Below are 18,710 nucleotides of genomic sequence, written 5' to 3'. Positions count from 1 at the left end.
ATGTGGGCCAAAAATTAATTTCATTCGCATTTAATTTGGGCCAACTTGATGCGCTGATTGTGGGCCGAGTCGTTTTTGATTGCGAGCCGTTACAGATAAGGCAAAAATCCGGGCAATATTTTCCATGCATTACAACGATTGTCACCATTTTCGTGTTGTAACCAATTGATAACCAATTCAAAAATTTCCATATTTTTACTTTTTCCTAATAAAGGAAGAAAAAATTCTACTCTCTTGGCAGTTTCACTTCGATTGATTCCTCCTTTTAAATCCTTTTTAAGCCAACAATAAACATTATTTATATCTTTTTCTTCCCAGTCTATCAATAAAGTTGCTTTTATTTTATAAGCATCCCATGCAGTTATTTTATATTGCTTTGCCTCATCAATGATCTTATCAACCAGGGAAATCATTTGTTGGCGTTCGTCTTTTGTTAAAGTGTCAGCCAATTTTTTGATGATGATGAGTGTAATCTCTGCAAATTGCCAATGTTTTCTCTCTACAGTTGTAAGCGCGTCCTCACGATCTTCCCGTGATAAAGCAGGCATTATTGCTGCATACATTTCACTCCAATACCAGCCGTCATGATAATACGACTTATCGGGAGTAATTAACGAAAGACGTTTTTCGCGACTTAAGCGGGATGCCAACGTTTTTATGGCTTTCATTACAGATCTGCCAACTGATTGCTCATAGAGACTATTCTTATGGACTCGAAAAAGAGAGGAAAGAATTTCTTCACCTTCTTTTTCAGTTCGCACTTTAAGTACACGAGCGTGGAGTAAATCCACAACAGCTTTACAGTTCTCTATTTCTTTCTCATTTAGAAAACCTTGTAGAGGATCTTGAATTTGATTATCTTGTTTCTCTGTTAAAACGGGGGTTAATAAAGTTAACCCTTCAAGCGCACTTAATTTTTCAAATCCATCAGTTTTAACGATCAACTGATTAATAAGATCATCTGGTAAATTAAAATTCTCATCATGAAATTGAGCTAAAAACATCAATCCATACAATTTGTGCTTACCAAATGATTTTTCAATGTTACGTTTAATTGCCTCAACCACTAAAGAAACCATTGGATGTTTTATTTTCTTTAGCTTTTTTAAAGAATTATCAGGAAAAGAAGCTAACGTTTTAAGCAGGTATTCCTGACATTCAGAAGCTTCTTCTCCAGATTGTTGAAACAAAACCAGGATTCCTAATAAATAATTTTTTCTATCCAATGTCCGTATTTTTTTTAAAAGCAGAGAGGGAGCCAATTGAGCATATACAATGGAAAGGGCCTCATCTGAAGAATGAAAAAGGAAATTAGTATTCATTAAATACCTTACGCTATATCAATTAACAAGTCTTTATATATCCAAACTTTATCCCTTCTTCCTGAATGACACCCATGCAATTGAAATTAACATTATGAGTATAGATTTTACAAAAATACTTCATGGAATGCCATGTGTTTAAAAAATTAGGATTGGATCTTATTTTGTTAAGGCTCTTTTTTTGACAAATTGGTCTATATTTAATACAAAAGAACAAGAAAAACAAAACCCGAGGCAATAATGAGAAGAAATACCCTGTTACTATTAACAGCCATTTCATCAACCTGTTATTCTTTACCTTCAACACTCACGTCGGACAATCCATTAGTTGCTGAACTGATATCCCCTGCCAATGCTGCTCAAGAGTACCCGAACAGTCCAGTCAATCCTTTAAGTGAAATAAAAATGATGTTGCAAGAAGCTCCTGTATTAAATGAAGCGGTTATTAATAAAGTATTGACCGCCTTGAAATGTACTGCTCACTACAATGTTGAATATAATAACATTTTGACCATTATCGATTACTCTTTACCTTCGAGCAAAAAACGTCTCTGGGTATTTGATTTAAAAGAAAAAAAATTATTATTTCATACGTATGTATCGCATGGTATTACCTCTGGATTCTTAATTTCCAATTATTTTTCCAATAAATACAACAGTAAAGCCAGTAGCATCGGCATTTATAAAACCGAAAAAGCGTATTATGGTCGAGAAGGATTATCCTTGCGTCTTGATGGCCTCGATAGAGGCTTTAATGATAACGCTTCTGGTCGTTATGTCGTAATGCATGGGGGATGGTATGTGGATGAAAATTTTATAAAAAAATATGGCCGTGCAGGTCGCAGTTGGGGGTGCCCTGCTCTTCCTTTAAATCTTACCGAGTCCATCATTAATACCATAAAAGATAAATCGTTATTTGTCGTTTATTATCCTAATGATAATTGGTTTGTAAAATCCAAATTTCTAAATTGTGAGAAGCTTTCTCCAGCTATCAATATAACAGGATTAGAAACCGAGACTCCATCGCCTGTGGATAATAATGTAAGAGAAGAAGTTCTCTTTGCAAATATAACGCAAAAAAACAAAACAGTTGAACCTATTCTGGTGATAGCTGCCGATGCTTATGAACGAATATTCCATACTAAAGCGCCTTTAACACGAATGCTCAGACGTCAAATTAATAATGTAGAATACATCGCTCTAAGTAATACCGAATTAGAAAATATTGCTCTTGGCAATAATAAAGAGAATTTAAGCTCGGTCTATTTTGTTATTCCTTTTATTAAAAGGCATTATGGACATTACGCGACAGAAATGAAAATTATTGATCTGGGAAAAATAAAAAATATCAGGTTAATAGCAAACTCTACTGAAAAAATTAGCCCAGCAAAAAATTACATCATCGATTTTGAAGAAAAACCTTCGATTCAATTAAAACCAACGCATCAATTTATCAGGTGGCTAGGACTTTAAGGTCTTTATTTTTATCAGAATTATTTGCTAACTTATTGAATTTTACACAAGAATTATTAATGTTTTTTTCGGGTAGTATTATATTCAATATCTTCTACTAAAGAACGCATCGTTTTTTCTATAATTTCAAATGACTTTTGCATATAATCCAAAACCTTATGACCATTCTTGACCGAGATATCAATTTGCTTTTCTATTAATTCCTCAGGTTTCCTGATGCCAGCCAAATCGTCTGGTTTTAAATAGGACAAATTTTGTAAAGTTTTAACATTCAGCTCCATCATGGCATGTAGAGGAGCTTGTGTTTTTTTAACAAACTCTCCCCATTTTTCAAAAGGTTGATTCATGATGATCTCCTCATGTGAATATTATTAGAGTATAGTCTTACATAAAAGAAATTGCATAAAAATTAAACAAATTATTGGCATTTTAATTGGCGCTGAGTAATCCGCAGGATTGGGTAAAACCCCATCCTGTACTATTTGGAGTTATTCCGTGACAACGGGAATTCATTCTCAACTTGCCTCATCCCTTTGCTTGCGAGAAAATGAATGGGGCCTGCTTAAATATAATTAAACACCGACAACCCTTGAATGCGAGCAAAACTTTGTTGTGCCACCTGTAAGTAAACCTCTTGAAGACTTAAATTTACGGCTATTTCAGCCAAATTAACATCTTCTACTGTACTTAAGGTTTCCTTGCAAATAGTGATAACATCACTATTAACTTCCTTCGCAATATCCAACTGATTTAAGCGGGCACCTACTTGTGCCTGATAAGCGAGAATATTATTAAGGGCGCTATCCATTTGCTCCATAAGCTGATTATTTTCCGTTTGTACTGCGGCCTTGTCAGGGGCTGTGTCGTAAGGACGATTAAGATTGGTGATCATACGTGCTATTGTAGAAAAAACAGATTCATTCCGGGAAGGATTAACCATAAATGAATCGCCAGATTGAGGCGTACCCGCAACGGTAATCTGGATACCATTAAAATTAACTGCTCCACCATTCTGATACAAAGGCGCGTCATCGGGAAGCCCTGTGGGGGGGATAATAAATCCACTGGTGACACCACTGACCATGACAACTAACTGATTGGAGGTGTTTAATACAAAACTGACCGTATAATCATCAGCCACGTAAGCAGCCGCATTGACCACGCTTCCTGTTGTTGCGAAAGCATCTCCTGTATTCGTAGGCGGCTGGGCGACAGTAAACGTTCCATTACCATTGCGAATACGCATGAAAACATCATTACCGTTGTCATTCACAGGCATCTGCACGCCACTGCTAACCAACTGGAGACGTTGAGTTTCATCGCCGTTATAAATATATTGGCCGCTGGGGTTTAATGTAAAAGGCTCATTAGCTACCTGACTACCTGCAAAAATATAATTACCATAGCTATCCCGCGTATTTCCCAAATCCTGAAGCTGATCAAGCAAATTTTGCATTTCTACCGCTATTGCTTTCCGATCATCGCGTGAATAGGAGCTATTGGAAGCCTGGATTTGCAGGTTACGTAGCTTTTGAAGCACATTGATTGTATTTCCCAGCACACTCTCTTCAAAACTTAACTCATTAACCGCTGCGTCAAGATTCAACTGCATGCTTTGCGTAAAATCAATAGACTGTTTCATGAGATCGATTTGCGATGCCGCAATAGGATCATCAGAGGGCGATTGAATTTTTTTCTGAGAAGAAAGCTGTTGTTGTAACTTCAACATCTTGCTTTGCTGAATAAATACACTGTCCAGACTACGTTGAAAAATTTGATTGGTTGAAATTCGCATTTATCACCTCATCGCAGCAAATAAAGCATCCATTATTTGATTTGAAACGGCTAATAATCTACTGGCAGCCTGATACGCTTGTTCAAAACGTACCAAATTACCGCCTTCTTCATCGAGATTAACCGCACTTTTACTATCACGAAAATCAACAGCCTGCTGATATAAAATGTCCGCAGCTTCACCACCTACTTTTGCCTGATAAGTTGTACCTGCCACCTGTGTAATTAAATCAGAGTACCTGTCAAACAGGCTTTCTGTCCCTCCTGTAAAAAATTGGTTCTGCCGTAACCCAGCCAACTGAGTCCCATTGCGGTTATCACCAAAACCCTCCGCGTTGTAAGTCGCGGTGAACGTATCCCCCACTTGTGGTATTCCAGATAATTTAACTGAATAGGAAGGGTTAATATCAGGAATCATGATCGTATTGTCCATGTTGGGCGTAAAGGTAAAAGGACCTGTGGTCACTGAATCCGTAATATTTACAAGGTTATATTCAGTAGGTGAAATAATCTGAATTTGATATTCTTTATTAACCAGACTGGTATTAAAAACCGTATCCAATGTAATACTGCCCGTTCCATTGTTGTTTATAGAGGTCAGGGTGCGAACAGGAGCCGCAACAGCAACCGCCCGAGGATCACTAATATTCACAGTGAGATCACGTGCCGCACCGCTTGTGGGAATTAGCGTATAGCTATCATTATCAGCAAGATTAGCGATATTATCGACCGTAATCGTCATACCATCCACGACAACCTGACCTGCAGGGGGAGCTGGTGGGGTATCAGTCCAGTTTAATACGGTAGTGTTTCCGTCCGACTGTCTCGTAATCGTTATCTGATTGGTTGCTGCATCACTAACCACCAGTTTATAATCACTTAACCGGATTTGACTAATATCAGAAATTGCTACTGATAACGCGCCGGTACCCGTATTGGAAACCGAGGGCAAAGAACGCGCCAATTGCAAATTGGTTTGATTATAGTCAGTAAAGAAAGCCATACCAATTTGATTATTCATATCCATACCCAATTGGTGCTGACTATTGAATGCTGTCGCTAATCCTATGGCCATTTGGCCCAGCAGTTGACTACCATAAGAGAGTACATCTTCTTCAAAGCCAAGCAGACCACCTAACATGCCTGTCTTTAAATTAGAGGTAATATCGATTTGCCCTGCTCCATTTAGCAGAACGATCTGGGTATCAAATTGCCCATGTTGATTCATATTCACTGCAAGGTTACGCTGCTCCCCCCCCATGACAATCATATTACCATTCCCAACTGACACACCTATTCCTGCCGGACCTTGATCAATTACAGTTATCGCAGTGTATTTTGCCAGTTCCTGTAATAACTCATCACGTGAGTCTAATAATTCAGGCGCATCAGGTGACATGGCTAATTGAGTATTTAGTTTGGCAATATGTGTAGTAATCTGATTAATTTGATTCACTGCCTGATCAATTTGTCTGTTATTATTCTGCTGATATTCATCCAATCGCAGCTGTAACGAACCAAATTGCTCTGCCAACATCTTGCTTTGTTGTAACATTAAATCACGAGAAGCAATGCTGTCTGGTGTTGCATTTAACTGACTGAGAGAATTAAAAAAGTTTTCCAGACTAGTGGCTATACTCGTTCCTTTCATGGAAAGCAGCTTATCAACTTGAATCGCTTGCTGGTAAAACGTGTCGTATTGTGTTTTAGCCGTTACAGTGTCTCTCATTTGCTCCGTAGCAAAATGATCGCTGTTACGAATAATGGAAGAAATAGTCACCCCTTCCCCAATATAATACCCCGCATAGGGTCGCGAGGTTACGGAGGCAAATTCAATGGTTTGACGGGTATAGGCTTTATTGCCGACATTGGCAATATTATTACTTGTGACTTGCAGAGCAGTTTGAAACGCGTTAAGGCCCAATGTAGCAATGTTTAAAATTCCTGTCATGCTTCCTTACTCCTTTAATGAATGCCTGACCGTGGAAAATTACAGTAACTTTTTTCGCCACCGGCCATCCCAAGTTTATAAAACTCCTGCAAGATAACATCCATACTTCTCAGGAAATCCCATTTTGTCTGGAATCACATGCCTCCATGAGCAATTGCTACCTGCATGGATAGGTCAATTAATTACTGCTTCTTTTACTGTACCTCAGAAAATTTATTTTTCCTACTATTTTATTACCTGTTTATTACACGGTTGTAAAACCATTTCTTTGTAATGCCTGCTGTAACTCATCACCATGATAAATTGCCAGGATTTTTGACTTGTAATGAGGATCTGTCGCATAACCCGCACGGTGTAATTCATCGACATAACGTTCAGGATTCTCCGCATTGGCCAGAGCAGCTTCATAACGATTATTGCCTTTAATCAACGATACATAATCATTAAAGCTATGTGCAACAGAAGGGTATTTCCTGAACAAGGCACTTGTTTTTATGGGAGTATCCGCAATGTATTCTGTTGTTTCAACTTGTACAGACTCACTACCATCCCCTTGTCCTTTAATGTTAAATAAATTATTGGAACTGCTTCCATCCGGATTTCTGGCGACAAACTGCCCCCACCCCGTTTCCAACGCAGCCTGTGCCATCAATAGTTTGGGATCAAGTCCCAGTAAATTGGCAGCCTGCTGTGCATAAGGCCATGCCGATTTGACAAAGTCATCAATGTTGGCAGGAGTATAATTATCTTTTGGTAATGAAGAAGGCAGCTGAGAAGTCATTCTTGATGATAATAATGATGGATCAATTACATTTTGTGTCCTGGCAACACTACCGTCCGATTTTTCCAACTGCTTTGCAAGCATGGCGGCCAAACCGATCCCTTGGCCATTGGCAATAGTGTTAGCGTATTGTCCATCAAGCATGTCTTGAAACATGGCTTCCTTTTCTCCTCTCAACGGATTGGATTCATCAATGAAATGTTGTCCCATACGCATACTTTTCAACATGGACTGCAAAAAAATAGCCTCAAACTGTTTAGAAACCTCCGGTAAAGCTTTATTGGGATCACTTTTCGCCTGTGCTTTCAATTGTTGTAACCCCTGAAAATCACTCACAGCTATTCCTTCAATGGCCATATTAATCCACCTGTCTATATAACAATTATGGTTGCATTCAATGCGCCAACCTGTTTTAAAGCTTCAAGAATTGCAACCAGGTCGGCAGGCGTTGCGCCTACGGCGTTTATCGCCTTGACAATATCTCTCAAAGAGGGTCCGGGAGCAAATAAAAACGTATGGCTATTTTTCTCTGTTACATTAATCTGACTGTCAGGAACTACTACGGTTCGTCCTCTGGCAAATGCATTCGGTTGACTGACAATAGGATTTTCGCTAATAGTAACAATCAAATTACCATGAGAAACAGCAGCCGGTTTAACATGAACTAATTGTCCTATGACGACCGTTCCCGTCCTCGGATTGATGATAATTTTAGCTTCTGTTTCACCCGGAGTAAACTCAATGTTTTCCAATACAGACACATAATCGACCCGGTGTGACATTAATTTGGGGGCTGTTACTTGAATGGAGGCAGCGTCAACAGCATGAGCGGTCCCTGGCCCCATCATTTCGTTAATAGCATCTGTCATTCGTTTCGCCGTAGTAAAATCAGGGCTATGCAAATTATAAGTCAGGGTTCTTGAAAGCGAAAAAGGATTGGGTATATCCGCTTCAACGGTAGCCCCATTAGGAATACGGCCACCACTTGGAACGTTTACCGTAACGCTGGACCCGTCTTTACCCGAAACCCCAAGAGCAACAACAATGATGTTACCCTGAGCAATAGCATATACACGGCCATCAGCACCTTTTAAGGGAGTAAGCAACAAAGTTCCTCCTCTTAAGCTGGTGGAATTACCCACCGAGGACACATTAACATCCATTAGCTGCCCTTTTTTCATAAAGGAATTCAGGTTAGCAGTGACCATTACCGCTGCTATGTTTTTAGAGTTTATTTTTGCTCCCGGCGGAATGTTAACACCTAATTGAATAAGCATATTGGCAAAGCTTTCTTCGGTAAAACGAGTACCTGTTCTATCCCCCGTGCCATCTAGTCCAACAACAAGACCATAACCTACAAGCTGGTTAATACGTACACCTGCCAGTGTGGCCAAATCTTTAATGCGCTCGGCACACAATGATGACATCAGAGTGCTTCCAAGAAAAAAAATAATAACCGCATAAATCTTATGCATTAACCTGTCCTGTTTATAGCTAGCGCCTAATGTTAAATGACGACAAGACCTATTGCCCATTAACAGCCCTATATCATGACCCAATTTCATTAATAATCGTAATCGTTCACCAGAATTCAAGCATTCATCCTGAACGTATACCAATAATCTATGTTGGAAATAAAGGCCCCCAAATCCAGCGAGAAAACCAGCCTTGTGCATTCATGTTGTTCAACTGACCTACGCCCCCATAAGCCATCTTTGCATTAGCTATTCTATCAGAGGTAATCGTGTTATCAGGACGAATATCCTGGGGCCGGATAATCCCTGAAAGTCGAACAAATTCATCTCCTTGATTTATTTTCATCCACTTCTCACCCTGAACTACCATATTGCCATTAGCCAAAACTTTAGCAACGGTGACTGAAATACTTCCTGCTAATTTATTATTTTGTATTTCTTGCCCTCCACCGTCATATTGGCGTTGCGCATTCAAATTAAAATCCATGCTATAACCACTGCCAAAATCCAGAGGTCTACCAAAAACAGCTGCATTCACAATGTTCGCTGTATCATTTTTTTGACCCCGCGTAATTGCTTTTTTCTGCGCATCTGTTTTCTCAATGAGAATTACAGTAACCAAATCCCCTTCATGTCTTGCCCGGGGCGTTTCAAAAAGAGGCAGTGCTGTTTCTGCATTATAAATAGCGCCATTAACATGGCGGATTTGTTTTGGATCGGGCGAAACCGGATAAGTCGGCGCATATTCGGGATGCGTTCCAGGATAAGGAGGATTTAGCGTATCACAGCCTGTTAATATCTGGGCCATTAAAATCCCCCCGAAGAGATAACGAAAAATAGTCATGCGCAATACCTTAATTACAGCGTTTGATTTAAATATTGCAACATATTATCGACCGTCTGAATCCCTTTAGCATTGATTTCGTAACTGCGTTGCGCCTGAATCATATTAACCAGCTCTTCTACAACATTCACGTTAGACGCTTCAAGCGATCCCTGTAATAAAGTACCAAGACCTGTATTACCGGGATTATCTGTCTGCGCGGGTCCGCTGGCCACCGTAGGTACGAAAAGATTTTGTCCCATCGGTTGAAGACCTGCCGGGTTAATAAAATTGGTCAACTGAATAACACCTAACTGGGTCGGTACATTATTTCCTGCTGTCAAAACAGACACGGTACCATCTTGCCCAATAGTTACATTTAATGTTTGTTGGGGTATATTCACTGGTGGTTGTAACACATAACCATTTGCAGTAACAATCTGCCCCTGAGAGTTCAGTTGAAAGGTACCATCCCGAGTATAAACCTGTGTCCCATCGGGTAAAAGCACCTGGAAAAAACCCTGTCCCTGAATAGCAACATCCAGTGAGTTTTGTGTATTTTGAATGCTACCTTGAGTAAACATTTTTTGTACAGCTACCATATGAACACCACTACCCATATTAATTCCGGTAGGTATTTCAGTGGTTTGAGTGGATTGAGCTCCCGCCTGGCTTGTATTTTGATAAATTAAATCTTCAAAGGAAGCACGAGCTTTTTTAAAACCAATAGTATTAACGTTTGCCAGGTTATTGGCGATATTCGCGATATGTTTATCCTGAGCATCAAGCCCCGTTTTACTAACCCATAATGCTGGTTCCATAGATCTTTTCGTCCTTTAAGAAAGTATTATACTAGTAACAATTGTGCCAATTTCTGGGCATTATTGTCGGCAGTCTGCATCATTTTAGTCTTGGCGTTAAATTCCTGACCCGAGGCAATCATATTAATCATTTGATCAATTGAATTAACATTCGACCCCTCCAACGCCCCTTTAACAACTGTAAGAGAGGCATCCGTTGGCGCTAAAGCACCTTCTTTTAATTTCATAAGGCCAGTCGTATCTTTAACCAGATTGTCGGGGTCCAGCTTAACCAGTTTCAAACGATCCAGGACTACGATTTCATCAGGAAGTCCCTCCAGAGGAACTATGGATATAGTTCCATCCGTACCTACTTCAATGCGTTGTGCGGGAGGAATGGAAATAGGACCACTATCTCCTAATACAGGCAAATTAGACGCCGTAACGAGCCTCCCATTTTCAGTAACATGAAGATCACCCGCTTTTGTGTAAGCCTCTTTTCCCTGAGGGTCCTGTACAGCAAACCAACCCATGCCTCTCACTGCGACATCCAAATCATTGCCTGTATGAATCAAAGGACCATCTGAAAAATCGATACCGTTGGGTAACCGGACTGCATGAGTTGCACCGTTTTGTACCGCTCCGGTTACATACATGGATTGAGCCTGGTATAAATCTGCTTTAAACCCTACGGTATGTACATTCGCCATATTATTACCAGTAATTTCCTGGCGATAAAAATCTGTTTGAGAGCCACTCATTGCATTATAAAGAATTGGATCCACGCCTTAAATCTCCCTTATATTAGTTACCATTAAAATCAAACTAACTGAGATTAATAATCGTTTGAGTTATTGTATCCTCCGCTCTGATAGTTTGCGCATTGGCTTGAAAATTGCGTTGTGCACTAATAAGATCGACTAATTCACCAGTAAGGTTAACATTTGAATTTTCCAAAGCACCCGCCTGTAATGCTCCAAGACTGGAATTCCCCGGTGTACCAAGAATAGCCTGGCCGGATGCAAACGTTTCTGTCCAACTGGTATTACCTACGGGTTGTAAGCCATTCACATTGCCAAAGTTTGCCAATTGAATCTGCCCCATATTTAATGTCTGGCCATTACTGTAACGACCCGATAAAATACCTGATGCATCAACCTGAAAACCATTTAAAACGCCCGTTGTGAACCCATTCTGGCTGGTTGACTGTACAGCAAAAGGACTACCAAACTGAGTACTATTTGAAAGGTCAACCGTAAAATTTAAAGGATTTGACCCATTATTCAAATTAATTGATAAAGGAATCAAATTGGCAGGAAGAGGGGTATTTGTTACATCAGCGACTGTAGAAAATGTACCATCAGCATTAAAATTTACACGAAATAAATTATCGCTGTTAGTCGCTCCGGCATTGGCTGGCACATTTTGATTATCTACCTGAAAAGCAACGTACCACTGATTTGTGGTATTAATAGGCGATGAAGCATTAGGGTCACCCGCTGTGGCAGTCGCATCAGCTCGAATAAAGTACATGGATAACACATGAGAATTTCCCAGGCTGTCGTAGATCGTAGAAGAAGTGACATTATTATAACTTGTAGTAGCCGGTGTCGCTCCTCCATTCCAGGCAATGGATGGCGGTGTACTATTTGCATATAAATTAGTTCCCGTCGTAATTGCGGTAGTGGCTCTGGGAACGATGTTAGCGGTATTTATCTGTAAATCGCCCGATACCGTACTAATTGTTCCATTCGCATCTGCAAGCAAACCTGTCAGTCTTTGCCCCAGACTATTAACAACAAAACCATTGTTATCAATATTAAAAGCACCTGCCCGGGTATAAGCTGGTGAGCCATTGTTATTTACTACAAAAAAACCTGCGCCATTAATGGCTAAATCAAGACTGTTATTAGTAAAACTAATATCGCCCTGAGCAAAAGATTGCTGCACACTGATCATGTTAACACCACTTCCGATAGCATTTCCGCTACCTGAGAAACTATTGGCGTACACATCGGCAAATAAGGCTCTTGAACTCTTAAAACCTGTTGTTGCGGAGTTGGCAATATTATTGCCTACTACGTTTAAATCACTCGATGCAGCTTGCAATCCACTTAATCCTGTACCAAAACTCATGTCCGTCTCCTATTGCAATCAGCTATTCTGTAATTTGTTTCACATCGTTGAGTGATACCAAACCTATGCCAGCGACATTGAGTTTGATATCTTCCCCACGTTGGCCTAAATTAACACTGTCCACATTTGCTGCCGTCATTGTTTTTAAAGCAACCTCTTGCCCGGAGTAAATACCATTGACATGAATGGTATACTTGCCCGCTGCCATACGTTCATTTTTTTGGTTCAAACCATCCCATTCAATGTTTAAAAAACCTGTATCGTGCTGACCAAGGGGAATTTTTCTGATTAGCTCGCCGGTTTCAGAATAAATGGAAGCAATCAAACTATCTACAGGAACAGGAAGATTTACGGCTGCTTTGGCATTACCTTCCACTCCCAATGTTAATGCTTCGCTATTGACCAATATTTTGCGGCCCACCAGAGAAGTCGCCTGCAAAGCTTGATTAGATTGTATTGAAGCAGATAATTCCTGAATGGATTCCTGCATCTTATTGATACCATCATTTATACTGAATTGAGCAATTTGGCCTAAAAAATCCCCATTTGTTTTTGACTCCAAATCCAGATTTTTAGCTTGAGCAATCATAAGTTGCAAAAAATCATGTTGACCTAAATTTTTACCTTGACCAATTTGTCCTGGTGCAGGATTTATCATATTGGCATTATTTATTGAGCTCATGTCCATATATTATCCTTCTCCTAAACGTAATGTTTGCTGTATAAGTTGTTTCGCCGTATTAAGAACATTAACAGACATTTCATAAGATCGGGAAGCAGAAATTATATTAGCCATTTCACCTACCGAGTTAATATTTGGAGCATATACGAATCCATCTTTATCTGCCTGCGGATGGTGAGGTTCATAGCGTTTAACAGGATCGGCGGTACTTTCATAAACATCAGTTACCTCCACGCCTCCTGATAAATTTTGACTATTGAATTGATTTACTGCCTGCTCCTGAACAGTACTAAAAATGGGATATCGAGCTTTGTAGGTATCGTCAGCACTGCCCGTTACTACGTTAGCATTACTCATATTACTGGCGCTTGTTGTCAAACGCATTGTTTCCGCCGTAAGTGCTGAACCTGAGATACTAAAAATATCATTCAACGATGACATAATCATTCTCCTTTTAATGCGATCATCATTGTTTTAATTCTATTATTCAAAAACGCGAGACTCGCCTGATAAGATAACGCATTGTGGGCAAATTCAGTAGTTTCCAGATCTTTATCCACCGTATTGCCATCAAGGGTAACCTGACTGGGAGTACGATATTTAAGTTGGCTGGTAAAACTTTCCTGTCCATTAATATGATTAGGAACATCAGTTTTTAGCTGATGGGAGGAAGTGCCCATGGCCGAACTTAATGCGTCTTTAAAATCAACATCCTGAGCTTTGTAATTAGGTGTATTTAAGTTAGCCAAATTATGTGCGAGTTGAGAAGTACGCTGATCACGAAGCATTAATGCTTTTGCATGGATACCCAAATAATTGTCTAAATTCAATGCCATAGTAACTCCTTTTGCAATGACGCTAGCACTAGAGCAAATGTCGTGCCAACTTTATTTTTTAAATCGATATATTACCGTATTTTTCTTGTTATAATGCGCTTAATTGATGGTTTTAAGAGAGTATATGCCCATGAACAACTTACCTGAAAATGCTATTGAACAGGTTAAAACATACCTTTTAAACCTGCAAAATGAATTATGTAAGACTTTTGAAACACTGGATGGTGGCGGGGCATTTATTGAAGATGCGTGGAATAAGCCCAATGGTGGCGGTGGTTTGACTCGTATTCTTAATGAGGGAAACGTTTTTGCCAAAGCCGGTGTTAATTTTTCTCACGTAGCGGGCGAACAGTTACCTTCGTCAGCCAGTGCGTTTCGTCCAGAATTAACGGGCCGTCATTTTAATGCGCTGGGTGTTTCTATTGTGCTTCATCCTGAGAACCCCTACATACCTACAACCCATGCCAATGTACGTTTTTTCATTGCTGAAAAAGAGAATGAAACGCCCGTGTGGTGGTTTGGTGGCGGATTTGATTTGACTCCTTATTACGGTTTTCGAGAGGACTGTAAATACTGGCATCAAATCGCCTTTGATGCCTGTCAACCTTTTGGCACTCATCTTTATTCTCGCTTTAAATCCTGGGCGGATAATTACTTCTATTTAAAGCACCGTCAAGAAGCTCGCGGTATTGGTGGCCTGTTTTTTGACGATTTCAACGAAGGAGGTTTTACTAACAGCTTTTCTCTAATGAAAAACATAGGTGATCATTTTATTAAAGCTTACGAACCTATCGTTACAAGACGTAAAAATATCGCTTATGGCGCCAGAGAAAAAGCGTTTCAACTGTATCGACGTGGTCGTTATGTGGAATTTAACCTGGTTTATGATCGCGGCACACTCTTCGGATTGCAGTCGGAAGGACGCACGGAATCAATTCTCATGTCCCTGCCGCCAGAAGTACATTGGCAGTATAATTGGCATCCAGAAAAAAACAGTCCTGAAGAAAAACTGTATACTGATTTTTTACCCGTTCAGGACTGGTTAAATGCTGAAATTTAGATTAACTCAGGCAAAGAGCATTCCCGTGAAAACGGGAATCCATTCTCAACTTAATTCATCACTTTGATTGCGAAAAGAGCCTCGCTTTCGCGAGGGATGACATTAATCAGAATCACGGGAAGTCAAATAAATCAATAACCCATCAGGTGCACCAAAAATGATAAAATCTCTCAGGGCTTATTTGCGGCATCCAGAAAGAAGCGGGCATCATTGTGCTCAATCTTTGGATACCACAGATAAGCCGCGATACGCGGGCATCGTTAAAATCAAATAATATTTCTGAATTATTCGCTAACTACAATAACTTCCTGGGCTTTAAACCCTTTAGGACCCTTATCAAGAATAAAAGTTACCGGATCATTTTCATGTAATGTTTTAAAACCGACCCCTTGAATATCCTTGTAGTGTACAAATATATCATCACCTTGTTGATTGACGATAAAGCCAAATCCTTTTTTTTCATTAAACCACTTTACATAGCCAGTTTCTCTGTCCGACATTCACTATCCCCTTTCAACTCTTCTACCAACTGGTAGACAAATATTTCCTCGTATCCACTTGAGTTCAAATTGCGGGCACTAATGAAAGGAATGCCACAAACACATCTTAATTTGTACTACAATGGATACTTCACCATGCTTGAAATCAAGCACTATAATTAGCATAGCAGTTTTTTATTGATTGTTAACGATTTTTTTTTAAAAATCATGCAGGAATAGTTTATTGCCTATTAGAAGCCACACACCCCTGCACAATTTAACAATATCTTTACGAGAGATCTCAAATGAATACATCTAAAAAAGCATTCATTCGCTTAGCCCTGGATTGCCAGGTTTTAAAGTTTGGTGAGTTTACCTTAAAATCAGGACGTCAAAGCCCTTATTTTTTTAATGCGGGCTTATTTTATGAGGGAGAAGCTTTACGACAATTAGGTCATTTTTATGCAGAAGCCTTACTATCCCATAAAATTGATTTTAAACATCTGTTTGGGCCAGCCTATAAAGGGTTACCTTTGGCAACAACTACTGCTACTGCCCTCGCTGAAAAAGGAGTGAACGTAACGGTAACATTCAATCGCAAAGAAACCAAAAACCACGGAGAGAAAGGACAACTTATTGGAGCGCCTCTTCATGATAAGACAGTAATTATAGACGATGTAATCACCGCAGGCACTGCCTTTCGTGAAGCGCAATCTTTCATTAAAGAAAATGGGGGCCAACTTACTTGTGTAATTATCGCACTAGATCGCTGTGAACGAGGCTTAACTCACTTATCAGCTCTTGAGGAAATCAGAACCCAAGGCATTAAGGTATTATCTCTTATTACTTTTTTCGATTTAATTAATTATTTACGCGAGGATGGCCAATCTAAAGAAGTAGAGCGTTTATTAATTTATCAACAGCAGCAGGAATGATATCACTCTGGCTGGTTTAAATTCGCAAATTCACAACAATATTATCCGGATTAAACCTGGACTGGTAAGGAGTTCTTATTCAGAACTCCTGTCCTTATTTCTAATACGCCGCAATATCGATGGTTTTTAATTTAAAATTAAGAGGTCTATTCTCTCTTAACACCGTCAATGTAACGGGTTCTCCCACTTTAACACCAGTAAGTAAATTGTACAGTTCATCATAGTTATTTACCGGATGACCATTGAGTGCAATAATTACGTCACCTAAATGCAAACGCCCCCAACTATCACGCGCCGTACCACGTAATCCAGCAAAATCAGCCGGCGTATGAGGTAGAATGTCCGCGATTAATACGCCTTTTTTAATCCCTAATCGTTTGGAAATATTAGGGCCAACCCATTGGATACCGATACCAGCTAATACTACCCTGCCATTTTTTATAAGTTGAGGAACAATACGAGCGATATCATCTGCAGGAACTGCAAAACCAACGCCAGCAGACGAACCGGAGTTGGAATAAATAGCAGTATTTAATCCAATTAGACGGCCTTTACTATCTAATAAAGGGCCACCGGAGTTACCCGGATTAATTGTCGTATCGGTTTGAATCATGTCACGAATTGTCACACCGCCAGCGCCAGGAACTTGACGACCCAATGCCGAAATAACACCTACTGATAAGCTGTGATCCAAACCAAACGGATTACCTATGGCAAGCGTTTTTTGTCCAACCAATAACTCATTAGTTGGCGCCAATTCAAATGGGATATATGATTTTAACGAAGATAAAATCTTAGGAGACTCAATGGATAATACGGCAATATCTTTGCGTGGCTCCACCCCAATCACTTTGGCCGGGACCGTCTTATTACCCACACTGACCGCCAAATTTTCAGCACCATTGATTACATGAAAATTAGTTACGATGTGTCCCTGTGCATCCCAAATAATTCCTGAACCTGCTCCCGCAGGGACTTGCAGGAGTTCGTAAGAATGATTCATTACAGTAGTCAAACGGTGAACATAAACCACTTTAGGAGAAAATTTTTGGAAAATTTCCACAGTATTTCGTTCATTAGGCAACAACTCTTCCAGCTTGGCGCCATAAGAAGGAGAAACAATAAAAATTGCCCAACTCATTAAAAACCCCATTAACCCTTTGAAATTCATCATTAACCTCCGTACTCATAATGATTATTAATCGTTTTTATATAGCGCATAAAGATCTCACATTGATTTAAGTGGGTAATTATGCCTCATTTGAATTGAAATAGACAATCAAGTAATAGAAAAAGTCTTCTTAATGAATAGCCCCGCTAATGCGGGGTAATCTATAGTGGGGCACTGTCGACAAAAAACAATAGACCTTAAAATTTTATTTTCATAAATCAGGAGCTAATAATGAGGAGGAGTTTTCATGTACCGCATACACTTCATTAGCAAGAACATCAGGTTCATTAATTTTAAGTTCAGCCTGCCTGACTTTATTCCGTGAGATAATCTCTTCCGGAAGACGGGTGGGCGAAATATTCTTCGAGGCAGTAAAATATTTTATTAATGCTTCAAAAGGAGCCATAATTAATTTGAAAGTCTGATTACTGGCATCAATAGTTTGCTTGGCGAGGGCTTCATTACTATCCATATGGCGAATATATATTTTCTCCAGCACCGCGGTATGACGTGTACATAAATCACTCAACCTTTTACGGGATTCCTTTTCCTGAGTTCGAAAATGAGGATTATCTTTCCATAACTCACTGTGATATTTTTGAAGCTTTTCTAATTCGTTATCATAAAAATTAAGTTGATTATTAATTGCTTCATGCAATTTATCCAACAGTTCCTTACGCTTTGTTGATAATTTCTCATCAATAATTGCCGGGGCTTCTTTCTTCAAGATTTCATCATAACGAGCAATAAGTGCAAGTTTATTTCTAAAAATCTCTTCGGCCTGCTCATAAGGATATTCTTTGCTTTTCATTTCATTACGCAGTTTTTCTAATTCACGTAATTCCATTTTAAGCGCTTTTTTCTGGGCTTTATCATTTAATCGCTTATCACGACTTAACAAAAGTTGCCTGATAAACGCCGATAAAGTGAGAAAAACTCCGAATGACACTGTACAAATAATCGTGATAGTTACTGGCTCCATAAACCACCTC

Annotated in this window: 19 protein-coding genes; 3 read left to right on the top strand and 16 right to left on the bottom strand. The window is 39.5% G+C overall.

Going from position 1 to position 18,710, the window contains the following annotated elements:
• Positions 1-89: 89 nt before the first annotated feature.
• The gene (locus T345_RS0109005) at positions 90-1,322 is read right to left on the bottom strand and encodes a hypothetical protein (RefSeq protein WP_028389064.1); all 1,233 of its coding nucleotides are present in this window, start codon (positions 1,320-1,322) and stop codon (positions 90-92) included.
• A 240-nt stretch (positions 1,323-1,562) separates the two neighbouring features.
• On the opposite strand from T345_RS0109005, the gene T345_RS0109000 reads away from it, so the two are divergent.
• Positions 1,563-2,795 carry a murein L,D-transpeptidase catalytic domain family protein gene (locus T345_RS0109000; RefSeq protein WP_028389063.1) on the top strand — a complete coding sequence of 411 codons (1,233 nt, stop codon included), beginning with the start codon at positions 1,563-1,565 and terminating at the stop codon, positions 2,793-2,795.
• Between the two features lie 56 nt (positions 2,796-2,851).
• Here T345_RS0109000 and T345_RS0108995 read toward each other — a convergent pair whose 3' ends face one another.
• The 12 genes from T345_RS0108995 to flgB form a co-directional block, all read right to left on the bottom strand.
• Positions 2,852-3,142 carry a phasin family protein gene (locus T345_RS0108995; protein WP_028389062.1) on the bottom strand — a complete coding sequence of 97 codons (291 nt, stop codon included), beginning with the start codon at positions 3,140-3,142 and terminating at the stop codon, positions 2,852-2,854.
• A gap of 215 nt (positions 3,143-3,357) precedes the next feature.
• Positions 3,358-4,590 carry a flagellar hook-associated protein FlgL gene (gene flgL / locus T345_RS0108990; protein ID WP_028389061.1) on the bottom strand — a complete coding sequence of 411 codons (1,233 nt, stop codon included), beginning with the start codon at positions 4,588-4,590 and terminating at the stop codon, positions 3,358-3,360.
• Positions 4,591-4,593: 3 nt separating this feature from the next.
• Positions 4,594-6,540 carry a flagellar hook-associated protein FlgK gene (flgK, locus tag T345_RS0108985; protein ID WP_028389060.1) on the bottom strand — a complete coding sequence of 649 codons (1,947 nt, stop codon included), beginning with the start codon at positions 6,538-6,540 and terminating at the stop codon, positions 4,594-4,596.
• A 244-nt stretch (positions 6,541-6,784) separates the two neighbouring features.
• Positions 6,785-7,678, bottom strand: a complete 894-nt coding sequence (locus T345_RS0108980; protein ID WP_028389059.1) for a glucosaminidase domain-containing protein — start codon at positions 7,676-7,678, stop codon at positions 6,785-6,787.
• 14 nt (positions 7,679-7,692) lie between these two features.
• Entirely contained in the window at positions 7,693-8,796 is a 1,104-nt protein-coding gene (locus tag T345_RS0108975) for a flagellar basal body P-ring protein FlgI (protein WP_035918626.1), read from the bottom strand.
• Positions 8,797-8,944: 148 nt separating this feature from the next.
• Positions 8,945-9,640, bottom strand: coding sequence for a flagellar basal body L-ring protein FlgH (locus T345_RS0108970; protein WP_035918613.1), 696 nt, complete (start codon positions 9,638-9,640; stop codon positions 8,945-8,947).
• 14 nt (positions 9,641-9,654) lie between these two features.
• Positions 9,655-10,440: a flagellar basal-body rod protein FlgG gene (flgG, locus tag T345_RS0108965; protein ID WP_028389056.1), complete on the bottom strand. Its 786-nt coding sequence runs from the start codon at positions 10,438-10,440 to the stop codon at positions 9,655-9,657.
• A gap of 26 nt (positions 10,441-10,466) precedes the next feature.
• Positions 10,467-11,204, bottom strand: a complete 738-nt coding sequence (locus tag T345_RS0108960) for a flagellar basal body rod protein FlgF (RefSeq protein WP_028389055.1) — start codon at positions 11,202-11,204, stop codon at positions 10,467-10,469.
• A 40-nt stretch (positions 11,205-11,244) separates the two neighbouring features.
• Complete coding sequence (gene flgE, locus T345_RS0108955; RefSeq protein ID WP_028389054.1) at positions 11,245-12,555, bottom strand: flagellar hook protein FlgE; 1,311 nt, start codon at positions 12,553-12,555, stop codon at positions 11,245-11,247.
• 22 nt (positions 12,556-12,577) lie between these two features.
• Entirely contained in the window at positions 12,578-13,243 is a 666-nt protein-coding gene (locus T345_RS0108950; protein ID WP_028389053.1) for a flagellar hook assembly protein FlgD, read from the bottom strand.
• Positions 13,244-13,246: 3 nt separating this feature from the next.
• Positions 13,247-13,678, bottom strand: a complete 432-nt coding sequence (flgC, locus tag T345_RS0108945; protein WP_028389052.1) for a flagellar basal body rod protein FlgC — start codon at positions 13,676-13,678, stop codon at positions 13,247-13,249.
• A gap of 2 nt (positions 13,679-13,680) precedes the next feature.
• Positions 13,681-14,073, bottom strand: a complete 393-nt coding sequence (gene flgB, locus T345_RS0108940; RefSeq protein WP_028389051.1) for a flagellar basal body rod protein FlgB — start codon at positions 14,071-14,073, stop codon at positions 13,681-13,683.
• Positions 14,074-14,197: 124 nt separating this feature from the next.
• On the opposite strand from flgB, the gene hemF reads away from it, so the two are divergent.
• On the top strand, positions 14,198-15,133 hold the full coding sequence (gene hemF, locus T345_RS0108935) for an oxygen-dependent coproporphyrinogen oxidase (protein ID WP_028389050.1): 936 nt from the start codon (positions 14,198-14,200) through the stop codon (positions 15,131-15,133).
• Positions 15,134-15,417: 284 nt separating this feature from the next.
• Here the strand turns inward: hemF and T345_RS0108930 are convergent, their stop codons facing one another.
• Complete coding sequence (locus tag T345_RS0108930) at positions 15,418-15,633, bottom strand: cold-shock protein (RefSeq protein ID WP_028389049.1); 216 nt, start codon at positions 15,631-15,633, stop codon at positions 15,418-15,420.
• A gap of 284 nt (positions 15,634-15,917) precedes the next feature.
• Between T345_RS0108930 and pyrE the strand changes: the two genes are divergently transcribed.
• Positions 15,918-16,547: an orotate phosphoribosyltransferase gene (pyrE, locus tag T345_RS0108925; RefSeq protein WP_028389048.1), complete on the top strand. Its 630-nt coding sequence runs from the start codon at positions 15,918-15,920 to the stop codon at positions 16,545-16,547.
• 100 nt (positions 16,548-16,647) lie between these two features.
• Here pyrE and T345_RS0108920 read toward each other — a convergent pair whose 3' ends face one another.
• A complete protein-coding gene (locus T345_RS0108920) occupies positions 16,648-17,688 on the bottom strand; it encodes a S1C family serine protease (RefSeq protein WP_242604615.1) in 1,041 nt (346 codons plus the stop codon).
• A 241-nt stretch (positions 17,689-17,929) separates the two neighbouring features.
• Positions 17,930-18,700, bottom strand: a complete 771-nt coding sequence (locus tag T345_RS13975; protein ID WP_051555217.1) for a hypothetical protein — start codon at positions 18,698-18,700, stop codon at positions 17,930-17,932.
• Between the last annotated feature and the right edge of the window lie 10 nt (positions 18,701-18,710).

Origin of the sequence: Legionella fairfieldensis ATCC 49588, assembly GCF_000621525.1 — a bacterium.
Classification (GTDB): Bacteria; Pseudomonadota; Gammaproteobacteria; order Legionellales; family Legionellaceae; genus Tatlockia; species Tatlockia fairfieldensis.
The sequence above is the reverse complement of the archived record's forward strand: the minus strand, read 5'-3'. Positions and strand labels throughout refer to the sequence as shown.